General features: G+C 49.4%; 19 protein-coding genes. 14 read left to right on the forward strand and 5 right to left on the reverse strand.

All coding sequences use genetic code 11. The annotated features are described in order from the left end of the window. Positions 1-19 precede the first annotated feature (19 nt). Entirely contained in the window at positions 20-1,171 is a 1,152-nt protein-coding gene (metK, locus tag C2M17_RS03415) for a methionine adenosyltransferase (RefSeq protein WP_105188405.1), read from the reverse strand. 346 nt (positions 1,172-1,517) lie between these two features. Here metK and tkt point away from each other — a divergent pair, with 346 nt between their 5' ends. Next, positions 1,518-3,509 carry a transketolase gene (gene tkt / locus C2M17_RS03420; protein ID WP_105199465.1) on the forward strand — a complete coding sequence of 664 codons (1,992 nt, stop codon included), beginning with the start codon at positions 1,518-1,520 and terminating at the stop codon, positions 3,507-3,509. 74 nt (positions 3,510-3,583) lie between these two features. Here the strand turns inward: tkt and C2M17_RS03425 are convergent, their stop codons facing one another. The 4 genes from C2M17_RS03425 to gpmM form a co-directional block, all read right to left on the reverse strand. After that, on the reverse strand, positions 3,584-4,354 hold the full coding sequence (locus C2M17_RS03425; RefSeq protein ID WP_233997907.1) for a divergent polysaccharide deacetylase family protein: 771 nt from the start codon (positions 4,352-4,354) through the stop codon (positions 3,584-3,586). A gap of 100 nt (positions 4,355-4,454) precedes the next feature. After that, the gene (locus tag C2M17_RS03430) at positions 4,455-5,657 is read right to left on the reverse strand and encodes a S41 family peptidase (protein WP_105199466.1); all 1,203 of its coding nucleotides are present in this window, start codon (positions 5,655-5,657) and stop codon (positions 4,455-4,457) included. A 32-nt stretch (positions 5,658-5,689) separates the two neighbouring features. After that, positions 5,690-6,844, reverse strand: coding sequence for a murein hydrolase activator EnvC family protein (locus tag C2M17_RS03435; protein ID WP_105199467.1), 1,155 nt, complete (start codon positions 6,842-6,844; stop codon positions 5,690-5,692). Between the two features lie 9 nt (positions 6,845-6,853). Continuing rightward, positions 6,854-8,389, reverse strand: a complete 1,536-nt coding sequence (gene gpmM, locus C2M17_RS03440) for a 2,3-bisphosphoglycerate-independent phosphoglycerate mutase (protein WP_105199468.1) — start codon at positions 8,387-8,389, stop codon at positions 6,854-6,856. A gap of 149 nt (positions 8,390-8,538) precedes the next feature. Here gpmM and C2M17_RS03445 point away from each other — a divergent pair, with 149 nt between their 5' ends. The 13 genes from C2M17_RS03445 to C2M17_RS03505 all read left to right on the forward strand — a co-directional run bounded on the left by C2M17_RS03445 (position 8,539) and on the right by C2M17_RS03505 (position 19,812). Then, positions 8,539-8,970, forward strand: a complete 432-nt coding sequence (locus C2M17_RS03445) for a rhodanese-like domain-containing protein (protein ID WP_105199469.1) — start codon at positions 8,539-8,541, stop codon at positions 8,968-8,970. Between the two features lie 19 nt (positions 8,971-8,989). Beyond that, entirely contained in the window at positions 8,990-9,247 is a 258-nt protein-coding gene (grxC, locus tag C2M17_RS03450) for a glutaredoxin 3 (RefSeq protein ID WP_105199470.1), read from the forward strand. A 67-nt stretch (positions 9,248-9,314) separates the two neighbouring features. Continuing rightward, positions 9,315-9,797: a protein-export chaperone SecB gene (secB, locus tag C2M17_RS03455; protein WP_105199471.1), complete on the forward strand. Its 483-nt coding sequence runs from the start codon at positions 9,315-9,317 to the stop codon at positions 9,795-9,797. Positions 9,798-9,800: 3 nt separating this feature from the next. Next, positions 9,801-10,811 carry an NAD(P)H-dependent glycerol-3-phosphate dehydrogenase gene (gpsA, locus tag C2M17_RS03460; protein ID WP_105199472.1) on the forward strand — a complete coding sequence of 337 codons (1,011 nt, stop codon included), beginning with the start codon at positions 9,801-9,803 and terminating at the stop codon, positions 10,809-10,811. Positions 10,812-10,915: 104 nt separating this feature from the next. Then, the gene (locus C2M17_RS03465) at positions 10,916-11,173 is read left to right on the forward strand and encodes a hypothetical protein (RefSeq protein ID WP_105199473.1); all 258 of its coding nucleotides are present in this window, start codon (positions 10,916-10,918) and stop codon (positions 11,171-11,173) included. Between the two features lie 35 nt (positions 11,174-11,208). Further along, positions 11,209-11,781: a 1,6-anhydro-N-acetylmuramyl-L-alanine amidase AmpD gene (gene ampD, locus C2M17_RS03470; protein ID WP_105199474.1), complete on the forward strand. Its 573-nt coding sequence runs from the start codon at positions 11,209-11,211 to the stop codon at positions 11,779-11,781. 18 nt (positions 11,782-11,799) lie between these two features. Beyond that, positions 11,800-12,648, forward strand: a complete 849-nt coding sequence (ampE, locus tag C2M17_RS03475) for a beta-lactamase regulator AmpE (protein WP_105199475.1) — start codon at positions 11,800-11,802, stop codon at positions 12,646-12,648. A gap of 151 nt (positions 12,649-12,799) precedes the next feature. After that, positions 12,800-13,810, forward strand: coding sequence for an erythrose-4-phosphate dehydrogenase (gene epd, locus C2M17_RS03480; protein WP_105199476.1), 1,011 nt, complete (start codon positions 12,800-12,802; stop codon positions 13,808-13,810). A gap of 41 nt (positions 13,811-13,851) precedes the next feature. Beyond that, positions 13,852-15,030, forward strand: a complete 1,179-nt coding sequence (locus C2M17_RS03485) for a phosphoglycerate kinase (RefSeq protein ID WP_105199477.1) — start codon at positions 13,852-13,854, stop codon at positions 15,028-15,030. 136 nt (positions 15,031-15,166) lie between these two features. Then, the gene (fba, locus tag C2M17_RS03490) at positions 15,167-16,231 is read left to right on the forward strand and encodes a class II fructose-bisphosphate aldolase (protein WP_105199478.1); all 1,065 of its coding nucleotides are present in this window, start codon (positions 15,167-15,169) and stop codon (positions 16,229-16,231) included. 436 nt (positions 16,232-16,667) lie between these two features. Beyond that, positions 16,668-17,357 carry a phosphate regulon transcriptional regulator PhoB gene (gene phoB / locus C2M17_RS03495; RefSeq protein WP_105199479.1) on the forward strand — a complete coding sequence of 230 codons (690 nt, stop codon included), beginning with the start codon at positions 16,668-16,670 and terminating at the stop codon, positions 17,355-17,357. Positions 17,358-17,424: 67 nt separating this feature from the next. After that, the gene (gene phoR / locus C2M17_RS03500) at positions 17,425-18,756 is read left to right on the forward strand and encodes a phosphate regulon sensor histidine kinase PhoR (protein ID WP_105199480.1); all 1,332 of its coding nucleotides are present in this window, start codon (positions 17,425-17,427) and stop codon (positions 18,754-18,756) included. An 87-nt stretch (positions 18,757-18,843) separates the two neighbouring features. Beyond that, a complete protein-coding gene (locus C2M17_RS03505) occupies positions 18,844-19,812 on the forward strand; it encodes a PstS family phosphate ABC transporter substrate-binding protein (RefSeq protein ID WP_105199481.1) in 969 nt (322 codons plus the stop codon). Positions 19,813-19,862 lie beyond the last annotated feature (50 nt).

Below are 19,862 nucleotides of genomic sequence, written 5' to 3' on the forward strand. Positions count from 1 at the left end.
TTTCTAAGCTATTGCAGTCTTAAAAACCTGCGTCTGCTTTTAATGCTTCTACTTTGTCTGTCGCTTCCCATGGGAATTCGTCGCGACCGAAGTGACCGTAAGCAGCGGTAGGCTGATAAATAGGACGCTCAAGGTCAAGCATCTGGATCAGGCCGTAAGGACGTAGGTCGAAGTGCTTGCGGATAAGTGCAATTAGGTGCTCTTCGTCTAGTTTACCTGTGCCGAAGGTTTCAACGCTGATAGAGGTAGGCTCGGCCACACCGATAGCGTAAGAAACTTGGATTTCACAACGATCTGCAAGACCGGCAGCAACAATGTTCTTAGCAACATAACGAGCTGCGTAGGCTGCTGAACGGTCAACCTTTGATGGATCCTTACCAGAGAAGGCACCACCACCGTGACGAGCCATACCACCGTATGTATCAACGATGATCTTACGACCAGTCAGACCACAGTCACCCATAGGGCCACCGATTACGAAACGGCCTGTTGGGTTGATAAAGAACTTAGTCGCTGAAGTGATAAGCTCAGCCGGAAGCGTTGGTTTGATGATGGTTTCCATCACGGCTTCTACTAAAGCGTCCTGTGAAATGGTGTCACAGTGCTGCGTTGATAGTACAACTGCGTCGATACCAACTGCTTTGCCATTTTCATAAGCAAAAGTTACCTGAGACTTTGCATCCGGACGAAGCCAAGGAAGCTCGCCGTTTTTACGTACGTGCGCTTGACGCTGTACCAGGCGGTGTGAATAGGTAATAGGAGCAGGCATCAATACGTCTGTTTCGTTACACGCGTAACCGAACATTAGACCCTGGTCACCGGCGCCTTGATCTTCAGGGCGAGCACGGTCAACACCTTGGTTGATGTCAGGAGACTGTTTACCAATGGTGTTTAGGATGGCACATGAATCGGCATCGAAACCCATGTCTGAGTGGGTGTAGCCAATTTCACGTACTGTTTTACGCGTAAGCTCTTCGATATCAACCCAAGCGCTGGTGGTGATCTCACCGCCAACCATAACCATGCCGGTCTTTACATAGGTTTCACAAGCGACACGGGCGTGCGGGTCTTGCTCCAAAATAGCATCTAATACCGCATCTGAAATTTGGTCAGCGATTTTATCCGGGTGTCCCTCAGATACTGACTCAGAAGTAAATAAATGTTTTGCCATTGGCTTCTTCTCACAAGTCTCGCGCTTCCCAAACTCGTCACCAACCTCTGGGCGCAGCGCAGCATAAAATAAGGCGCATATTCTAGCTAAATGATCACACCTTGCATAGCAATTTTACGCCTAGACGTCCAAAATACTTCTTTTCACTCGCCAAACTCGCCAACTGCCCGAAATCAGCTGAAGTAATTACTCTAGTTGATGAGTAATTCTAAAGTCGCTCACTTTGGCCGCAAGTTTTATTTGCAGGGGGCGTATGAATAAGTAAAAATGGGCACCTATTTTGCCTTCGCTAGCTTGAGCAAAGGCGAATCTTCCAGCGCAAATACATATAAAGGTAGGAGAATTCATGCCATCTCGCAAAGAACTCGCTAACGCCATTCGCGTCTTGTCTATGGACGCCGTTCAACAAGCTAAATCAGGTCACCCGGGTGCCCCTATGGGCATGGCCGATATCGCCGAAGTCCTTTGGCGCGACTATTTGAAGCACAACCCAACGAATCCTGATTGGGCTGATCGCGACCGATTTATCCTGTCCAATGGCCACGGTTCAATGCTGATTTATTCGCTGTTACACCTAAGCGGCTATGACCTGCCTATGGAAGAAATCAAAAACTTCCGTCAATTGCATTCAAAAACACCGGGTCACCCTGAGTATGGTTATGCGCCGGGCGTAGAAACCACTACCGGCCCACTAGGCCAAGGTATTACCAATGCCGTGGGTATGGCTATCGCCGAGAAAGCCCTGGCTGCGCAATTTAACCGCGAAGGTCACGATATCGTTGATCACTACACTTACACCTTCTTGGGTGATGGCTGCTTGATGGAAGGTATCTCTCACGAAGCCTGTTCATTGGCCGGCACTTTAGGTCTTGGTAAGTTGATCGCGTTTTGGGATGACAACGGCATTTCAATCGACGGTGAAGTAGAAGGCTGGTTCAGCGATGATACGCCTGCTCGTTTCGAAGCATACGGCTGGCACGTAGTTCGTGGCGTTGATGGTCACGACAGCGAAGCGATTCGTGCGGCCATCGAAGAAGGTCGTGCTAATGGCGACAAGCCAACCCTTATCTGTTGTAAAACCGTTATCGGTTACGGCTCACCGAATAAATCGGGCAGCCATGACTGTCACGGCGCGCCTCTAGGTGATGAAGAAATCAAAGCTGCACGTGAATTCCTGGGCTGGAGCCATGACGCTTTCGTAATTCCACAAGAGGTTTACAGCCAGTGGGATGCTAAAGAAGCGGGTCAGCAAAAAGAACAAAACTGGAAAGACAAGTTCGCTGCTTATAAAGCTGAGTTTCCTGAACTAGCGGCGGAATTTGAGCGTCGTCAAAACAATGAACTACCTGCGGATTGGGCGGAAAAATCACAAGCCTATATCGAGCAGTTACAAGCAAACCCGGATAACCCGGCAACGCGTAAAGCATCACAAAATGCCCTGAATGCCTTTGGCCCTATGCTGCCTGAGTTTATGGGTGGTTCTGCGGACCTGGCCGGCTCAAACCTAACGCTTTGGAGTGGTTCTAAAGGCTTGACCAGCGATGATGCCAACGGTAACTACATCTTCTACGGTGTGCGTGAGTTCGGTATGTCGGCGATCATGAACGGTATTGCGTTGCACAAGGGCTTTATCCCTTACGGTGCTACCTTCCTGATGTTTATGGAATATGCCCGTAACGCGGTACGTATGGCGGCGCTGATGAAAACGCCAAGCATCTTCGTTTATACCCATGACTCAATCGGTCTGGGTGAAGACGGTCCAACGCACCAGCCAGTAGAGCAAATGGCGAGCTTGCGTTATACCCCTAACCTAGTTAACTGGCGTCCTTGTGATCAGGTTGAGTCGGCCATCGCCTGGCAACAAGCTATCGAGCGTAAAGACGGTCCAACGTCACTGGTATTTACCCGTCAGGGTCTGGCGCAGCAAGCGCGTACTGCAGAGCAGTTGGCCAACGTTAAGAAAGGCGGCTATGTACTAAGCTGTGACGGCAACCCTGAAGTGATCCTGATCGCTACCGGTTCAGAAGTTCAACTGACCATGGATGCAGCCGCTGAATTACGTGCTCAAGGCAAACAGGTACGTGTGGTCTCTATGCCGTCAACGGATCTATTCGATGAGCAAGATGCGGCTTATAAAGAATCTGTACTACCGGCTGCTGTGACTCGTCGAGTTGCCGTTGAAGCTGGTATTGCCGACTTCTGGTACAAGTATGTAGGCCTTAACGGCAAGGTGATCGGCATGACTACCTTTGGTGAGTCGGCGCCGGCGGATGAGCTGTTCAAGCTGTTCGGTTTCACCGTGGACAATGTGGTAGCAGCGGCCAACAGCCAATTCTAATCGCTTGTTTAAAGACATAAGAAAAAACCGCGCATGGCGCGGTTTTTTTATGTCCTTAGAAAAACGAGCTATTGTTATTCGCTGGTCTTGGTGCTTTTAGCTTGAGCCAAACGTAAGGTGCGCTCTTGTACCAGCTGTGACAGGGGCACCAACTCAATGCCTTCCGCTTTCAGCTCATCTAGGGCACTTTGCAAAAAGGCAAAGGTTTCCGGGTAAGGGTGGGCAATGGCCACCGCATAATCATGTCGTTTGGCGATGCGCTTGAGCTGATCAAAGCGAAAACGTAGCTGTTTTTCACTGGTGATATTATCTAAAAATACATGTCGCGCTATGTTCTCGACGCCATAAAGGGTGGCAATACTTTGTGCTTTGGAGTGCGGGGTGGTTTTGCTGTCGAGAAAATACAGGTCCTGCTCCTTCAGCACTTCCATGGTCCAGTTCATCGGCATGTTTTGCTGCGTTAAGAGCGAGCCCATATGATTGTTCACCCCTTTAATATTTGGCAGGCTATTTAACGCCTCGCGTAAACGGCTTTGAAAGTCTTCCTTGGGCATATTCATGGTCAGGGCGCCGGGTCCAAGGGCTAGATCATTGAGCGATTGCATGGGCGCATGAAGCATAATTTCTTTTTGTTGCTCATTGGCTTGAGTCGCAAACCGCGCGGCATAGGGAGTGAAGGGCAAGATGGCAAACGTAAGCTGTCCAGGTATGTTTAAGGCGGACAAATCATTACGTTGATAACCAATATCGTCGATAACGATGGCCACCTGTTTTGCTTGTACCGATGGACTTGCCAGCAGACAAGCCAAGAGCACAACCACAGCAATCCATTTTAGTATGTGCACAGTAATATTTATTCTTCTGTTGATGTTATTAACCAAGGCATTAATGCTATTGGTTTTATTCGAGCCAATGTTTTGCGCACTGGCTCACTATTATTATTTTTTAATATTCTTCTAGCAGTTGCTGGGCTTTTATTAACTGCGTGTCCAATAATGCAGTCAAATTACTATTGGCGCTTTTTCCAGCCGCTAAATTGATTATAACCTCTTTATTTGATTGGGAAAGGTCTGGTTGCAAAATAGCGACATCCGGGGTGATCCCAGTTCCCTCGATAGAGATACCGGCCGGCGTATAGTATTTAGCAGTAGTCAGTTTTAAGGCGCTGCGACCATCGCCTAATGGGATAAGCGATTGCACCGAACCCTTGCCGTAAGAGCGGGTTCCCACCACCTTGGCTCTGTGGTTGTCTTTTAAGGCACCGGCTACAATTTCTGCCGCCGACGCCGAACCTTGGTTGATCAACACCACTATGGGCGCGCCTTCTAAGATATCCCCCGGCTGGGCATCAAACCTTTGATTGGCTTCGATAAAGCGTCCTCGGGTCGAGACTATGGTGCCGGTGGAGAGAAACAGGTCGGCGATATTGATGGCACTGTCGAAGGTGCCGCCCGGATTATCGCGCAAATCAATGAGCAGGCCTTTGAGTGCCGTGCCGCTTTGCTGCTGCATCTTGGTAATATGGCGGGCGACATCATGAAAACTGTGGTTATTAAAGCTGTTGATGCGCAGGTATCCGGTGCGATTGGCTTGCAGCTCGCTGTTTACGCTTTCTATATGTATGGGTTGGCGGGTGAGGTGAAAATCGAGTCGTTGTGAATGGCCTGCACGGGCAATGGCCAAAGTCACTTCACCATTTTCGCGGCTGTTGATCAGCTTGGAGACATCTTCCAGGGACTTATCTATCACAGCTACATTGTTGATAGCCAATAAAATATCACCGCCTAATAAGCCGGCAGCCTGAGCCGGAGAATTGGGCAGTGCCGAGACGATGACCACATGATCCTGGCGTTTTTCGACCTCGATCCCCAGGCCCTTATATTCGCCATTGGTAACATCAAACAGGCGTTTTAATTCCTGCTCATCCAGGTATTCGCTGTAGGGGTCAAGCTCGCTAAGCAGGCTGCTCAGCACATGTTGATCCAGCTTGGCACGGTCCACTTCCTCGACATAAAAGTGGTTTATATGAAATAAAACTTCTTCGAGCTGGCTTTCCTGCGCCGCTGCTGAAGCACTGCAAATGCTTAGCGCTATGGCTAGGCACCAGTTTAAAAAGTGCCTAAAAATGAGTGCGTTATATGCAAACATAGGCTGCCCCTTGTGGCGCAGCCGCTATTCAATTATGAGGACCTGCACCAAGTGGTTGGATTAACGGCACGTCCTTTGTGACGTATCTCGAAGTATAGACCAGGATCAACCTGGCCGCCGCTCTGACCAACCAGGGCTATTGCTTCGCCTTGGTAAACCTGATCGCCCACTTCCTTAAGCAGGGCTTGGGCGTGACCGTAAAGACTCATATAACCTTTGCCGTGATCAACCACCATGACCCAGCCAAAGCCCTTAAGCCAGTCGGCAAATACCACCTGACCGTCTTCGATGCTATTAATATTGCTGCCTTCTTTAGCATCGATCACCACGCCTTTCCAATTAAAGCCAGGGCGTTTGCGGGTGCCAAAACGGTGTTTTAACGGCCCTCGTGTCGGCCAGGCCAGTTTGCCCTTGCTGCTGGCCAGGCCAAGCATAGCCACCTGACGAGCCTTGGAGTCTTCAAGCTCTTCTAGGGTGGTGATCAGGGTTTGTTCGTTGTCTTTGAGGTAAGCGATGGAGCTTTGCAGTTGATTCAATTCGCCTTGCAGCGCCTTTACCTGAGACTGACGCTCGGTCTTGGCGGCCAATAATTGCTGTCTTTGCTCTTCTTCCTGGCTCCGCAGTTGCTCAAGCTGTTCGCGGTTTTGCGCCAGCGCCAATTGGTTTTGTTCTATTTCTTCTAGGGTTTCTCTAAGCTCATCAAGTTGTTCTAAACGCGCCTTATTGAGGTAATCGTAATAACTGATGGTGCGTTCTAATTTTGCGGTGTTTTGCTGATTGAGTAACAACTTGGAGTAATCGTGACCGCCGACCATGTAGGCGCTTTTAAGCTGCGCCGCCAAAGCTGTGTCTAAGGTTTTTCTGTGCTGTTCTAATTCTTGCGCCTGCGTTTGTAATTCGTTGTGTTGCTGGCGGTTGGTATTTATTTGGCCATCGAGTTCTCTTAACTTTTTGGCGTTGTTGGCAATGGCCTTCTCTGATTTTTTTAATTGCTGTTGCAGCGAGCCCAGAGATTGTTTCTGGCTTGAGAGGTTATTCTGGTTTTTCTTTATCTCCTGCTGAACCTCGGTTAAGTCTTGCTTGGTGCGGTTTTCATTGCTGCTGGCGGGCAGGGCACACAAGGACAAGAGCGCCGCGCTTAGCAGCGACACTCTTGTTTGCGAGCCTAGGTGGATAAACCTAAACATATGCAATGATTAACGCAGCAGCATGATTGGCGAGCCTGTCATTTCCGCAGGCTGCTCCATGCCTAGTAGATGCAACATGGTTGGCGCCACGTCGCTCAAGGTTTTACCCGCTACCGGCTCGGCATCGCGACCGATATAGATAAAGGGCACCGGCTCACTGGTGTGGGCGGTATGGGCCTGACCGGTTTGTGCATTTTGCATCTGCTCGGCATTACCATGGTCGGCGGTGATCAGTGCTTCGCCACCGCTTTGCTCAAGGGCTTCAAGCACGCGGCCAATACAATGGTCAACCGCTTCACAGGCCTTCACAGCCGCTTCGAATACACCCGAGTGACCCACCATGTCGCCATTAGGGTAGTTACAGATGATCACGTCATACTTGCCGCTGTGAATGGCTTCAACCAGCTTGTCGGTCAGAAGCTCAGAGTTCATTTCCGGTTGTAAGTCATAGGTGGCTACATCCGGAGAAGGAATAAGCTCGCGACTCTCACCTGCAAATTCCTGCTCGCGACCACCACTGAAGAAGAAGGTAACGTGTGCATATTTTTCCGTTTCGGAAATACGCAGCTGAGTTTTATTATGTTTGGCCAGCCATTCACCGAGTACATTGTTAAGCGGCTCAGGCGGGAAGGCCACAGGCGCATCGATATCCGCAGCATATTCGGTAAGCATGACAAAGGCGGCCAGTTGTGGCGTTTTCTTTTTGTTGAAACCCTTAAAGTCGGCATCGACAAAGGTGCGGGTCATTTGACGGGCACGGTCGGCGCGGAAGTTCATAAACAACACTGCATCGCCATCATTAATGGTGGCGGCGGTCTCGCCAATCACGGTCGCTTTTACGAATTCGTCGTTTTCACCGCGCTCATAGGCGGCCTGTAATCCGCTTACGGCATCGGCGGCGTGATATTCGGCTTCGCCCAAGACCATCAGGTCGTAGGCGCTTTCGATGCGCTCCCAACGGTTGTCTCGGTCCATGGAATAGTAGCGGCCGATCAGGCTGGCAATACGGCCTTTACCTACGCGCGCAAAGGCGGCGTCGATATTCTTCAAAGTGGCTTCGGCGCTGCGTGGCGGCGTATCGCGGCCATCTAAGAAGGCATGAACATAAATTTCTTGTGCGCCGCGCTCAGCTGCAAGCTCGATGGCGGCAATAATATGGTCTTCATGGCTGTGTACGCCGCCTGGGCTCATCAGGCCCATTAGGTGTACTGCCTTGCCTGCATTTACGGCAGCATCAATGGCGTTAACCAGGGCAGGGTTAGTGGCAAAGGTGCCATCTTCAATAGCCTTGGTGATACGGGTAAAGTCCTGGTACACAACGCGACCGGCACCGAGATTCACATGACCCACTTCGGAGTTACCCATTTGCCCATCGGGAAGACCTACGTCCATACCGGAACCGGAAATTAACGTATGTGGGCATTGTTGCCAAAGTTTGTCTAAAACCGGGGTGTTAGCGGCTAAAATGGCGTTACTTTCGCTTTCTTCACGATAACCCCATCCGTCTAGAATCATCAAAACGAGCGGCTTTTTGGGCTGTGTCATTGTATCTCCTGGGTAATGTGCACGTGCTGTTAATATCCTACCGTTTTTTGCACAATATCGCAGTAGAAAATATCTCACTAATTGGTAAGTGCAAGGCAAATGTGTATACTTGTGCCGCCCTCAAGGTTTGAATTAACAAAGTAAAACGTATGGAACAATACATAGAATTTATCGGTAATCATCCGATTTTAAGCATTATCTGGTTGGTTATCGTGTTTATGCTTATTTCGGGATGGTTTAAAAGTAAGTTTTCGGCCATTAAGCAGATCAATCCACAACAACTCACCTTGTTAGTGAATCGTGAAAACGCTGTAGTGGTTGATATTCGCGCCCAGAAAGATTTTACGGCGGGGCGTATTGCCAATGCCGTTCACCTAAGCGCGGAAAAAGCGAAACAAAGTGACTTTGCAGAGCTTGAAAAGCATAAAAGCCAACCCATTATATTGGTATGCGCTACGGGTATGACGGCCTCGGGTATTGCCAACAACCTAGGTAAAGCCGGGTTTGAGAGTGTCTTTATCCTTTCTGGTGGTATGCAGTCTTGGCAAAGTGCCGGTCTACCTCAGGTATCGGGCCGCTAATTAATAGTAAGAGCAAGTTATGAGCGATGTAGTTTTATACAGCAAAGATTATTGTCCCTTTTGTCAGCGTGCCAAGGCATTGCTGGATAAAAAAGGTGTAACTTATACCGAGTATGATATCGGCCTTCAGCCTGAGCTACGCGATGAAATGATCAAGCGTGCCAATGGTGGTTACACCGTGCCGCAAATCTTTATCGGCGACCAGCACATAGGTGGCTGCGACGATATGATGGCACTCGAAGCTCGTGGCGAATTAAACGCGTTACTTAACGTATAACAACTTATTAGGTATCGGGCCGCAGCGACTGTGGCTCGTTACCACCAACAGATTGAAAGGAACGACAATGGAAGAGCAAAATCAAGGCGCAGCACAAGAGCAACAACAAGCGCAATTCTCAATTCAACGTATTTACACTAAAGATGTGTCTTTCGAGACGCCAAACTCGCCGGCTATTTTCCAAAAAGAGTGGAAGCCGGAAGTTAAACTAGACATAGATACGCGTTCAAACAAGCTAGAAAACGGCATCTACGAAGTAGTGCTGGCACTAACAGTAACCGCGACTATCGGCGAAGAAACGGCTTTCCTATGCGAAATCCAACAGGCTGGTATCTTCACTATCGGTGAACTAGAAGAGTTACAAACGGCGCATATGCTAGGTGCTTTCTGCCCGAACGTACTTTTCCCTTACGCTCGTGAAGCCGTATCTAACCTGGTTAACCGTGGTACTTTCCCGCAGTTGAACCTGGCTCCGGTTAACTTTGACGCGCTATTTGCCCAATACATGCAGCAACGCGCTGCAGAGCAAGCACAGCAAGCTGACGCATAAGTTATGAGCACAACAGCACCTTCAGCTGTAACTGTTCTGGGGGCGGGGTCGTATGGCACCGCCCTTGCTATTTGTTTCGCCCGTAACGGCCACCCGGTAACCTTATGGGGTCGCGATGCCGAGCAAGTAGAAAAGCTCGCTCGCGAACGCAAAAACGAACAGTACCTCGGCGATATTCCTTTTCCCGAAACCCTGACCCTGGAAAGCTCGCTAGAAAAAGCGGTACAAAGCAGCGACATCATTTTAGTGGTGGTGCCGAGCCATGCTTTTGCCGGGCTATTGGAAACGATTGCACCCATGTTGCGCAGCGATGCCAAGGTGGCGTGGGCAACCAAGGGCTTAGAGCCGGAAACTGGGCGCTTATTACAGGATGTGGCGACGCAAAAACTGGGCGATAAGGTGGAACTGGCGGTATTGTCGGGCCCGACCTTTGCCAAAGAAATGGCGGCGGGACTACCGACAGCAATTTCGGTGTCGGCGACCAGCGACAGCTTCTGTGAGCGCTTATCTAGTCTGCTTCATTGCGGCCGCTCATTTAGGGTGTATCGCAATAATGACTTTATTGGTATTCAACTCGGTGGTGCGGTTAAGAACGTTATCGCCATAGGCGCTGGTATCTCAGATGGTTTTGGCTTTGGCGCCAATGCCCGTACCGCGCTTATCACCCGAGGTTTGGCGGAATTGTGTCGCCTGGGCTGTGCCCTAGGCGCCAAGTCAGAAACCTTTATGGGGATGGCCGGACTGGGTGATTTGATCCTCACCTGCACCGATAACCAGTCGCGTAACCGCCGTTTTGGCTTAGCCTTGGGGCAGGGACTGGACGTGGAAGCGGCGCAGCAACAGATTGGCCAGGTGGTTGAAGGCTACAGAAACACCAAAGAAGTCTATATGCTGGCTAAACGCAGTGGTATAGAGATGCCGATCACCGAGCAAATCTATAAGGTGCTGTATGAAAACAAAGACGTGAAAGAGGCCGCCATGGCACTACTGGGGCGCGAACAGCGCGCCGAGTAAGCTTGTGAGCAAGCTCTGTCAGTCACAAAAAAGCACGGTTTTTGCCCGTGCTTTTTTTATGCTCTAAGCTATAAGATCCGGAGAACACCTAAAGGGTGGATATCATGGCATCAACAAAGCAGGTGGACACTGAGCGCCGCCACGGCAAAAGGACTTTCAACCAACATTACGCCAGGCTGACAGGTGAGCAGGTTGACAAGGTGTACAGCCTGACAAAATTAGGTTACGAGCTGGATTTTGTGCGCACCTATTGTCCGCCACCCCGGTTGGCGGTATTGCACCGCAACCATGAACTCGTGGCTATCGACGCTCAGGGTGAATGTGACTTTTATCCCGAAGTGCCCTTGCGCCATCAGTCCTAGGCTTTTACCATGACGGCAAAGTGATGGGAGAGCTTATGGCAATTAATGATCAAGGGATTTACGCCGGCGCGCAGCAGTATTCCTGCCCGCATTTCGATGTGCGACCACAGCAGGAAGTTTCACTGCTGGTGATCCACTGCATTTCCTTGCCCGAGGGGCACTACGGCACCCCTTATATCGATGATTTGTTTGCCGGGTGCCTCGATTGCGATGCTCATCCTAGCTTTAGTTCATTGCAAGGGGTTCGGGTGTCAGCCCATTGCTTAATTGACCGCGAAGGCCTAGTACGCCAATACGTGCCCTTCAGTGAGCGCGCCTGGCATGCCGGGTTATCACAATTTGCCGGGCGCGAGCGCTGTAACGATTTCAGCATAGGGATTGAGCTCGAAGGCACAGACCGCAGTGAGTACACTCAAGCTCAATATCAGAGCCTGGCGCAACTGACCCTGGCCATCATGGAACGCTACCCAGAGATCACCCGTGAGCGCATTGTCGGGCACAGTGATATTGCCCCAGGTCGTAAAACTGATCCGGGGGAAGCGTTTGATTGGACATACTTTTTTGACCTTACATTTACCAGTAATTGCGATAGACTAAAGGAAATCTAAGTTAATTTATTTGCCACTATGACCCTGATCGCCATAATTTTTGCGCTTATTGCCGAACGCCTCGGAGCGCGCTCTAAAACCTGGCAAATCGCCACCTATGCCCACTGGTATCAAGGGCAAAGTTTGACGCTGTTAAAACGCTTTAGCGGCCTAGGCAAAGAAGCCGGGATGATCCTCTGGTTATTGCTCCCCAGTCTGTTGGTTTTTGCGCTCGCTAATCTCAGTGACTTTGTTCTGTGGCAACTGCTTATTAATACCACTGTGGTTTTGACCTGCTTTGGTTGTGCCACCCTGCGCGGCTATTACAAAGGGTATTTGAACGCCCTGACTCGGGATGACGGCGAAGCCGCCACCCTCTATGCCTTGCAAATGGGACAAAAACGCACCGAAGATGAAGAAGGGGGCGAAACCTTTGCGCAAACCCTGGCTTGGGTAAACTTTCGTTTTTATTGTACGGTTATTTTTTGGTTTGTATTTTTAGGTGCGGCGGGCGCCTTGTTTTATTCTTTGGTGCGCAGTTTCCTCGATTTCAGTGAAGAAACCGAACATGAATTGTCACCCTGGCATCAGGCTCTGGGCAAGATTATCTACTGGCTTGAGTGGCCGGTGGCGCGGGTGGCCAGCCTAGGCTACCTGGTGATAGGTAACTTTTCCAAGGGCACTCAGTGCTGGCTGCGCCACGTGCTTGATTTTTCGGTGTCAAACCGTCAGGTGATCACAGAAACTGCCTTGGCCGCGGAACAAATTGAAATAGAACATTATGGCTGCACCATTGAAGCCCAATGCATGATGCGTTTGGTTAAGCGTAATGTACTCTTCTTCTTAGCCCTTATCGCCTTACTTACTCTGTTCGGTGGTTTGTCTTAGAACCCATGCTAAGCTTGGGCCTCCTACCTAGGGGGCTCGGCGGTTTTTATTTATACTCCCCCCTTACACTTGAGCCCCATGTCTATTACAATAGCGGCCATTCTTTTAAGACCTGCATATAGGCAACTTTTCAAGGCGGTAGTCTGTAGTTATGGCAATTAAGCTGGCAATTAATGGCTTTGGCCGCATCGGCCGTAATATTTTACGTGCTTTATATGAGAGCGGACGCCGCAACGAATTTGAAATTGTTGCAATCAACGAGTTAGCCAAGCCAGAAGGTATAGCTCATTTACTCAAATATGATACCGCCCATGGGCGTTTTGCCTTTCCCGTGGAGCTAGGCGAGCAGGCCTTGATCGTTGATGGCGACAGCATTGCCTTGTACTGTGAGCAAGATGCCAGCGCCTTGCCTTGGCAAGAGCACGAGGTTGATATCGTACTTGAGTGTACCGGGGTGTACCACTCTCGCCTAGATGCGCAAAAACATTTGCAGGCCGGCGCCAAAAAGGTGCTGTTTTCGCAGCCCGCCGATGCCGATGTTGATGCCACCATAGTCTTTGGCATTAACGACCACGAATTAAACGCTCAGCAGACAATTGTTTCCAATGGTTCCTGCACCACCAACTGTATTGTCCCTGTGATCCAGGTGCTTGACGATGCCTTTGGTATCGAGTCTGGTGCCATTACCACCATACATGCTTCCATGCACGATCAGCAGGTCATCGATGCTTATCCTGATGATTTGCGCCGCACCCGTGCCGCAAGTCAGTCTATAATTCCGGTGGATACTAAATTAGCGCGTGGCATAGAGCGCATTTTACCTAAATTCCATGGCCGCTTTGAGGCCATTGCTGTGCGCGTGCCAACCATTAATGTGACCGCCATGGACCTGAGCGTAACCGTCAACAGCGATGTTTCGCTCAGTGATGTTAACCAGGCCATTGCCAAGGCGGTACACGGGCGCCTTGCGGGCATTTTAGACTATACCGAAGAACCTCTGGTGTCGGTCGATTTTAATCATGATGCACATTCTTGTATCATCGACGGTACACAGACACGGGTTAGTCATAAACGTTTGATAAAACTATTAGTATGGTGTGACAACGAGTGGGGGTTCGCTCATCGAATGCTCGATACCTCGGCTGCGTGGATGCAACAATAAGCATCTAACTTTGTATAAAACGTATAACTAAGGAGATGAGAATGTCGGTCATTAAGATGGCGGATTTAGATTTAGCAGGCAAACGAGTATTGATCCGTGAAGATCTAAACGTGCCTATTAAAGATGGTAAGGTAAGTTCTGATGCGCGTTTGCGTGCTGCCTTGCCGACCATTCAATTGGCGTTAGACAAGGGCGCTAAGGTGATGATTATGTCGCACCTGGGCCGTCCTACCGAAGGTCAATATGACGATGCATTCTCACTGGCTCCTGTGGTTGATTACCTGAACGACAAGCTGTCACAAGATGTACGTTTAGCGAAAGATTATCTAAACGGCGTAGAAGTTGCTGACAACGAAGTTGTGGTATTCGAGAACGTGCGTTTTAATCCGGGCGAAAAAGCCAACGACGAAGCGCTGGCGAAGCAACTAGCCGCCTTGTGTGACGTATACGTAATGGATGCCTTCGGTACCGCGCACCGCGCTCAGGCTTCAACTCATGGTGTCGGCATGCATGCTCCTGTAGCCTGTGCCGGTCCTTTGCTTGCTGCGGAACTAGACGCGCTAGGCAAAGCCCTTGATAACCCAAGACGTCCTTTGGTTGCCATTGTTGGTGGCTCTAAGGTATCAACCAAGCTAACCGTGCTTGATTCACTATCAAACGTGGTTGACCAACTGGTAACTGGTGGCGGTATTGCCAACACCTTTATCGCAGCGGCCGGTCACCCGGTAGGTAAGTCTTTATACGAGCAGGATCTTATCGGCGAAGCGCAAAAGCTAACCGAGAAAGCCCGTGCTAACGGCGGCGACATTCCGGTGCCTGTTGATGTGGTTGTTGGTAGCGAATTCTCTGAGTCGGCGGTAGCCCAGCTTAAAGACGTGCAGGAAGTAACCGACGAAGACATGATCTTCGATATTGGCCCAGATACGGCGAAAGAGCTTGGTGAGATTATTGCTAAAGCCGGCACTATCGTATGGAATGGCCCGGTTGGCGTATTCGAGTTTGACCAATTTGGTAACGGCACACAAAGCATAGCTAAAGCGATTGCCGAGTCGGATGCCTTCTCGATTGCCGGTGGTGGTGACACCCTAGCTGCCATTGATAAATATCATGTGGCTGATAAGATTTCATACATCTCTACCGGTGGTGGTGCCTTCTTGGAGTTCCTGGAAGGGAAAAAACTACCTGCGGTTGCTATGCTAGAAGAGCGAGCAAAGCAATAAAATACTATAAGGCCGGCCTCTCACTTTTGCCGGCCTTGTGTTTGGAGCCAATAGGCTCTTGTTTGAAATAATTCAAACATCATCCCGTTCAAAAAACCCGATAGTCTGGTGCTATCAAAAATTGGAGATAAGCGAAATGGCTTTGATCAGTATGCGTCAACTTCTCGACCATGCGGCGGAATTTGGTTACGGCGTACCAGCCTTCAATGTAAATAACCAAGAGCAAATGCGTGCCATCATGGAAGCGGCCGACAAAACAAACAGCCCGGTTATTGTGCAAGGTTCTGCCGGCGCGCGTGCATACGCAGGTGCCCCTTTTATTCGTCATATGATTTTGGCGGCAATCGAAGAGTGGCCACACATCCCGGTAGTAATGCACCAAGACCACGGTACTTCACCGGCGGTATGTCAGCGTTCTATCCAGCTTGGCTTCTCATCGGTCATGATGGATGGCTCATTGCTTGACGATGGTAAAACGCCTTCATCTTATGAGTACAACGTAGACGTAACTCGTCGCACAGTAGAAATGGCCCACGCTTGTGGTGTTTCTGTTGAGGGTGAGCTAGGTGTTCTAGGTTCACTTGAAACCGGTGAAGCGGGTGAAGAAGATGGTATCGGTGCGGTAGGTAAACTATCTCACGATCAGCTACTTACAGACCCAGAAGAAGCGGCGGACTTCGTTGCTAAAACCGGTGTTGATGCCCTGGCAATCGCCTGTGGTACTTCGCACGGTGCCTACAAGTTTACTCGTCCACCAACGGGCGATATTCTTGCTATCGATCGCATCAAAGAAATCCACAGCCGTATTCCTGATACGCACCTGGTAATGCACGGTTCGTCATCGGTACCACAAGAGTGGCTAGCTGTGATCAACGAGTTCGGCGGTGAAATCCCTGAAACTTACGGTGTGCCGGTAGAGCAGATCGTTGAAGGTATCAAGCACGGTGTACGTAAGGTAAACATCGACACGGATCTACGTTTGGCGTCAACCGGTGCCGTTCGTCGTCACCTGGCGCAGAACCCTGCGAACTTCGATCCTCGTAAGTTCCTTGCTGAAGCAACTAAGGCGATGACAGAGATCTGTGTAGCGCGTTATGAAGCCTTCGGTACTGCCGGTCAGGCAAGCAAGATCAAGCCTATCTCGCTTGATGACATGCACCTGCGTTACCTAAGCGGTGAGTTAAGCCCTAAAGTTAAATAATTTTAGCGACTTAGCCCGATAAAAAGCCTCGTATTTCACGGGGCTTTTTTGGATCAGTCTTTTATCAAGAATCGATCTTTGGGATCAGGTTTTTATCAACCCAACGATGTTTTCGGATCAATATCTTACCTATTGCCCGCTAAGGGCCGCAAACCCTGATTAAGAAGTGAACAATTATCAGTCGGTTAGTTAAAGAGGGCTTAGCCATACTTGGTATAAAACTGATCCCGGCCGGGATCAATTAGTAAAATATTGATCCCTTATGGCCTGCTTAGTACAAATCTGATCCTGCCAAGGTCGCTTAGTAAAACGCTGATCCCTGCGGATCAAAAGGATTTTTGCGAGATCCCCGTTATGGGTGTAGTCTTTCATAAAACTGTCACAAAAAGTCATAATAATGACATCAGTCCAATAAAACTGATTAGAGATAAATGGAATGTCACGTAAAGTTCTTGTTGTTGATGATGAAGCACCCATCCGCGAGATGCTGGTGTTTGTATTAGAACAGAATGGTTTTCAGGCTATCGAAGCTGAAGATTACGACTCTGCGATAGCGGCCATGGTTGAGCCTTACCCAGATATGGTGCTACTGGATTGGATGCTTCCCGGTGGCAGTGGTATTCAAATTGCCAAAAAGTTTAAGCAAAATGAGCATACCCGTCAGATCCCCATTATAATGCTGACCGCTCGTGGTGAAGAAGAAGACAAGGTTCGTGGTCTTGAGGTTGGTGCCGACGATTATGTAACCAAGCCGTTCTCACCAAAAGAGTTAATGGCACGTATTAAAGCCGTGATCCGCCGCGTGGCGCCTACTTCTTTGGAAGAGGCCATTGAGGTACATGGCCTACGTCTGGATCCTATTTCACACCGCGTTACCTCGCAGGGCAGTGAATTGGATATGGGTCCTACCGAGTTCCGTTTATTGCACTTCTTTATGACCCATCCTGAGCGCGTGTACAGTCGCGAACAGTTACTGGATCATGTGTGGGGCACAAACGTGTATGTGGAAGACAGAACAGTGGATGTGCATATTCGTCGCTTACGTAAAGCCATCTCACCTAAGGGTCATGATCGTTTAGTACAGACCGTACGTGGCGCCGGTTATCGTTTTTCAAGTAAGGTTTAGCCTGCCATCAATTACTTTCATGGATGAGTGGGTTTATGCCTAGCCAGGCATAAAGCAGAGATATTTTATGTATCGAGTAGTTAATAAACGAACCCTAACCAAGCGTTTGTTTATGTATTTTTTACCATTGGTGCTGATAGGCGTGCTTGTAGGCGCGCCTTTTTTGCTTCTCTTCCTCGGCGCCTTTACCCTCTTGTTGTGGCATTATCGCCAACTGTATCGTCTCAGCGACTGGTTGATAAACCAGCGTAGCTTTAATCCCCCCGAGGGAGAGGGGGCCTGGGAGCAGGTCTTCGAAGGGATCTACCATCTGCAGCAACGCAATCGCAAAAAGCGCAATGAACTGGCCGACTTAATTCGCCGTTTTCGCGAGGGTGCGGAAGCTGTGCCCGATGCGGTTATCGTGCTGCAGCGAGATCTCAGCATAGGCTGGTGTAACCAATTGGCGCTGCGATTATTAGGACTGCAATGGCCTACCGATCATGGCCAGCGCATCGACAACCTGATCCGCCACCCTAAATTCAGCAGCTATATGGCCGATGGCGACTATGAGGAAGCCCTGGAGCTGGACATAGCCCACAATGGTGAGCAGGTGCTGGAGTTCCGGGTGATGCCTTATGCTCAGTCGCAGATCATGATGGTGGTGCGCGATATTACCCGTTTAAAACAGCTTGAGCAGATGCGCAAAGACTTTGTCGCCAACGTTTCCCATGAGCTACGTACGCCGCTGACCGTGGTAACCGGTTATCTGGAAATGATGGATAGCGATAATATGCCACCGCCAGCGATGTGGAATAAGGCGCATGGCACCATGATAGAGCAGTGTCAACGCATGGACTCTCTGGTCAATCAGCTGTTGTCTTTGTCCCGCATCGAAGGGGCGCGTAAACATGACAATGATAAGCCGGTGCATGTACCACAGATGCTGGAAATTATTCATACCGAGGCGCAGTCGCTCAATCAGGACAAACAGCACAAGTTGATCTTTGAGGTGGATGCAGATCTCGATATTCTCGGTGCCGCCGATGAATTACGCAGTGCGTTTTCGAACTTGGTTTTCAATGCCGTGCATTACACCCCGGAAGGCGGTGAAATCACCGTGCGCTGGCAGCGTAAGGATGGTTCTGCCCACTTTAGCGTTAACGACAACGGCGAGGGCATAGCACCTGAGCATCTTAATCGTTTGACCGAACGTTTTTATCGCGTTGATAAGGCTCGCAGCCGCAAAACCGGCGGTTCAGGCCTGGGTCTGGCTATTACCAAGCATGTGCTTTCGCGCCACGATTCTCAGTTGCACATAGAAAGCACAGTGGGCGAGGGCTCGTGTTTTTGGTTTACTTTCGCGCCGAGCTGGATAGTGACCAATAATCCAAATTCAGCACTTTCGGCAAAGTCATAAAATTGTCATTTTCGAGTAATCTAACTGTCATTTTGTCACTGCACAATGGTCACAGTTGAAACATGGGACGATAAATTGGAGAACCCAATGAAATTTAAAAACTTAGTTGCTGCAATGGGCGTTGCTGTTAGTGCCCTAACTGCAGGTCAGGCGATGGCCACAGATCAAGCTATCGCAGAATATGAAAAAACAAGCGGCATCTCTGGTAACTTTTCATCAGTAGGTTCTGATACCTTAGCCAACATGATGACTTTCTGGGCAGAAGAATATAAGCGTATTTACCCTAACGTAAATATCCAGATCCAAGCGGCTGGTTCATCTACTGCGCCACCGGCATTGACTGAAGGCACAGCGAACTTTGGCCCTATGAGCCGTAAGATGAAGTCGAAAGAAATCGAAGCTTTCGAAAAGCGTCACGGTTACAAGCCTACTGAAATCCGCGTAGCGATTGATGCTCTAGCTGTATTCGTACACAAGGACAACCCAATTGAAGGTCTACGTATCGACCAGGTAGATGCTATTTTCTCATCTACTCGTAAATGTGGTGCAGCAGAAGAAGTTAACCGTTGGGGCGATATCGGCCTAGAGGGCGACTGGGCTGCTAAAGACATCCAGCTTTACGGTCGTAACTCGGTATCTGGTACTTACGGTTACTTCAAGAAAAAAGCACTTTGTAAAGGTGACTTCCGTAACAACGTAAACGAGCAACCAGGTTCTGCTTCTGTAGTACAGTCAATCTCATCATCAGTTAACGCTATCGGTTACTCTGGTATCGGTTACAAAACTTCTGGTGTTCGTACCGTACCTCTAGCGAAGAAAGGCGACAAGTTCGTAGATGCAACTCTAGAGAATGTTGCTACTGGTAAGTACCCACTATCACGTTTCCTATACGTTTACGTGAACAAGCATCCAAATAAACCGCTTGCGCCTATCGAAGCTGAGTTTATTAAAATGGTACTTTCACAAACAGGTCAAACAATTGTTGAGAAAGACGGTTATGTGCCACTTTCTAATACAATGGTTGAAGCTGAGCTTAAAAAGCTAGGCTTGATGTAATCCTTTGAATCTTGTTGATTAGATAACAAAGCCCCTCACATAGAGGGGCT

The organism is Pseudoalteromonas sp. T1lg10 (assembly GCF_002964545.1).
GTDB lineage: Bacteria > Pseudomonadota > Gammaproteobacteria > Enterobacterales > Alteromonadaceae > Pseudoalteromonas.

Bases quoted from the DNA above. Each gene is read 5' to 3' on its own strand.
- C2M17_RS03465 (WP_105199473.1), top strand. From the start codon at position 10,916: ATGGCATCAACAAAGCAGGTGGACACTGAGCGCCGCCACGGCAAAAGG.
- C2M17_RS03485 (WP_105199477.1), top strand. From the start codon at position 13,852: ATGTCGGTCATTAAGATGGCGGATTTAGATTTAGCAGGCAAACGAGTA.
- C2M17_RS03445 (WP_105199469.1), top strand. From the start codon at position 8,539: ATGGAACAATACATAGAATTTATCGGTAATCATCCGATTTTAAGCATT.
- epd (WP_105199476.1), top strand. From the start codon at position 12,800: ATGGCAATTAAGCTGGCAATTAATGGCTTTGGCCGCATCGGCCGTAAT.
- secB (WP_105199471.1), top strand. From the start codon at position 9,315: ATGGAAGAGCAAAATCAAGGCGCAGCACAAGAGCAACAACAAGCGCAA.
- gpsA (WP_105199472.1), top strand. From the start codon at position 9,801: ATGAGCACAACAGCACCTTCAGCTGTAACTGTTCTGGGGGCGGGGTCG.
- ampE (WP_105199475.1), top strand. From the start codon at position 11,800: ATGACCCTGATCGCCATAATTTTTGCGCTTATTGCCGAACGCCTCGGA.
- gpmM (WP_105199468.1), bottom strand. From the start codon at position 8,389: ATGACACAGCCCAAAAAGCCGCTCGTTTTGATGATTCTAGACGGATGG.
- metK (WP_105188405.1), bottom strand. From the start codon at position 1,171: ATGGCAAAACATTTATTTACTTCTGAGTCAGTATCTGAGGGACACCCG.
- ampD (WP_105199474.1), top strand. From the start codon at position 11,209: ATGGCAATTAATGATCAAGGGATTTACGCCGGCGCGCAGCAGTATTCC.
- C2M17_RS03430 (WP_105199466.1), bottom strand. From the start codon at position 5,657: ATGTTTGCATATAACGCACTCATTTTTAGGCACTTTTTAAACTGGTGC.
- tkt (WP_105199465.1), top strand. From the start codon at position 1,518: ATGCCATCTCGCAAAGAACTCGCTAACGCCATTCGCGTCTTGTCTATG.
- C2M17_RS03505 (WP_105199481.1), top strand. From the start codon at position 18,844: ATGAAATTTAAAAACTTAGTTGCTGCAATGGGCGTTGCTGTTAGTGCC.
- phoB (WP_105199479.1), top strand. From the start codon at position 16,668: ATGTCACGTAAAGTTCTTGTTGTTGATGATGAAGCACCCATCCGCGAG.
- grxC (WP_105199470.1), top strand. From the start codon at position 8,990: ATGAGCGATGTAGTTTTATACAGCAAAGATTATTGTCCCTTTTGTCAG.
- phoR (WP_105199480.1), top strand. From the start codon at position 17,425: ATGTATCGAGTAGTTAATAAACGAACCCTAACCAAGCGTTTGTTTATG.
- C2M17_RS03435 (WP_105199467.1), bottom strand. From the start codon at position 6,844: ATGTTTAGGTTTATCCACCTAGGCTCGCAAACAAGAGTGTCGCTGCTA.
- fba (WP_105199478.1), top strand. From the start codon at position 15,167: ATGGCTTTGATCAGTATGCGTCAACTTCTCGACCATGCGGCGGAATTT.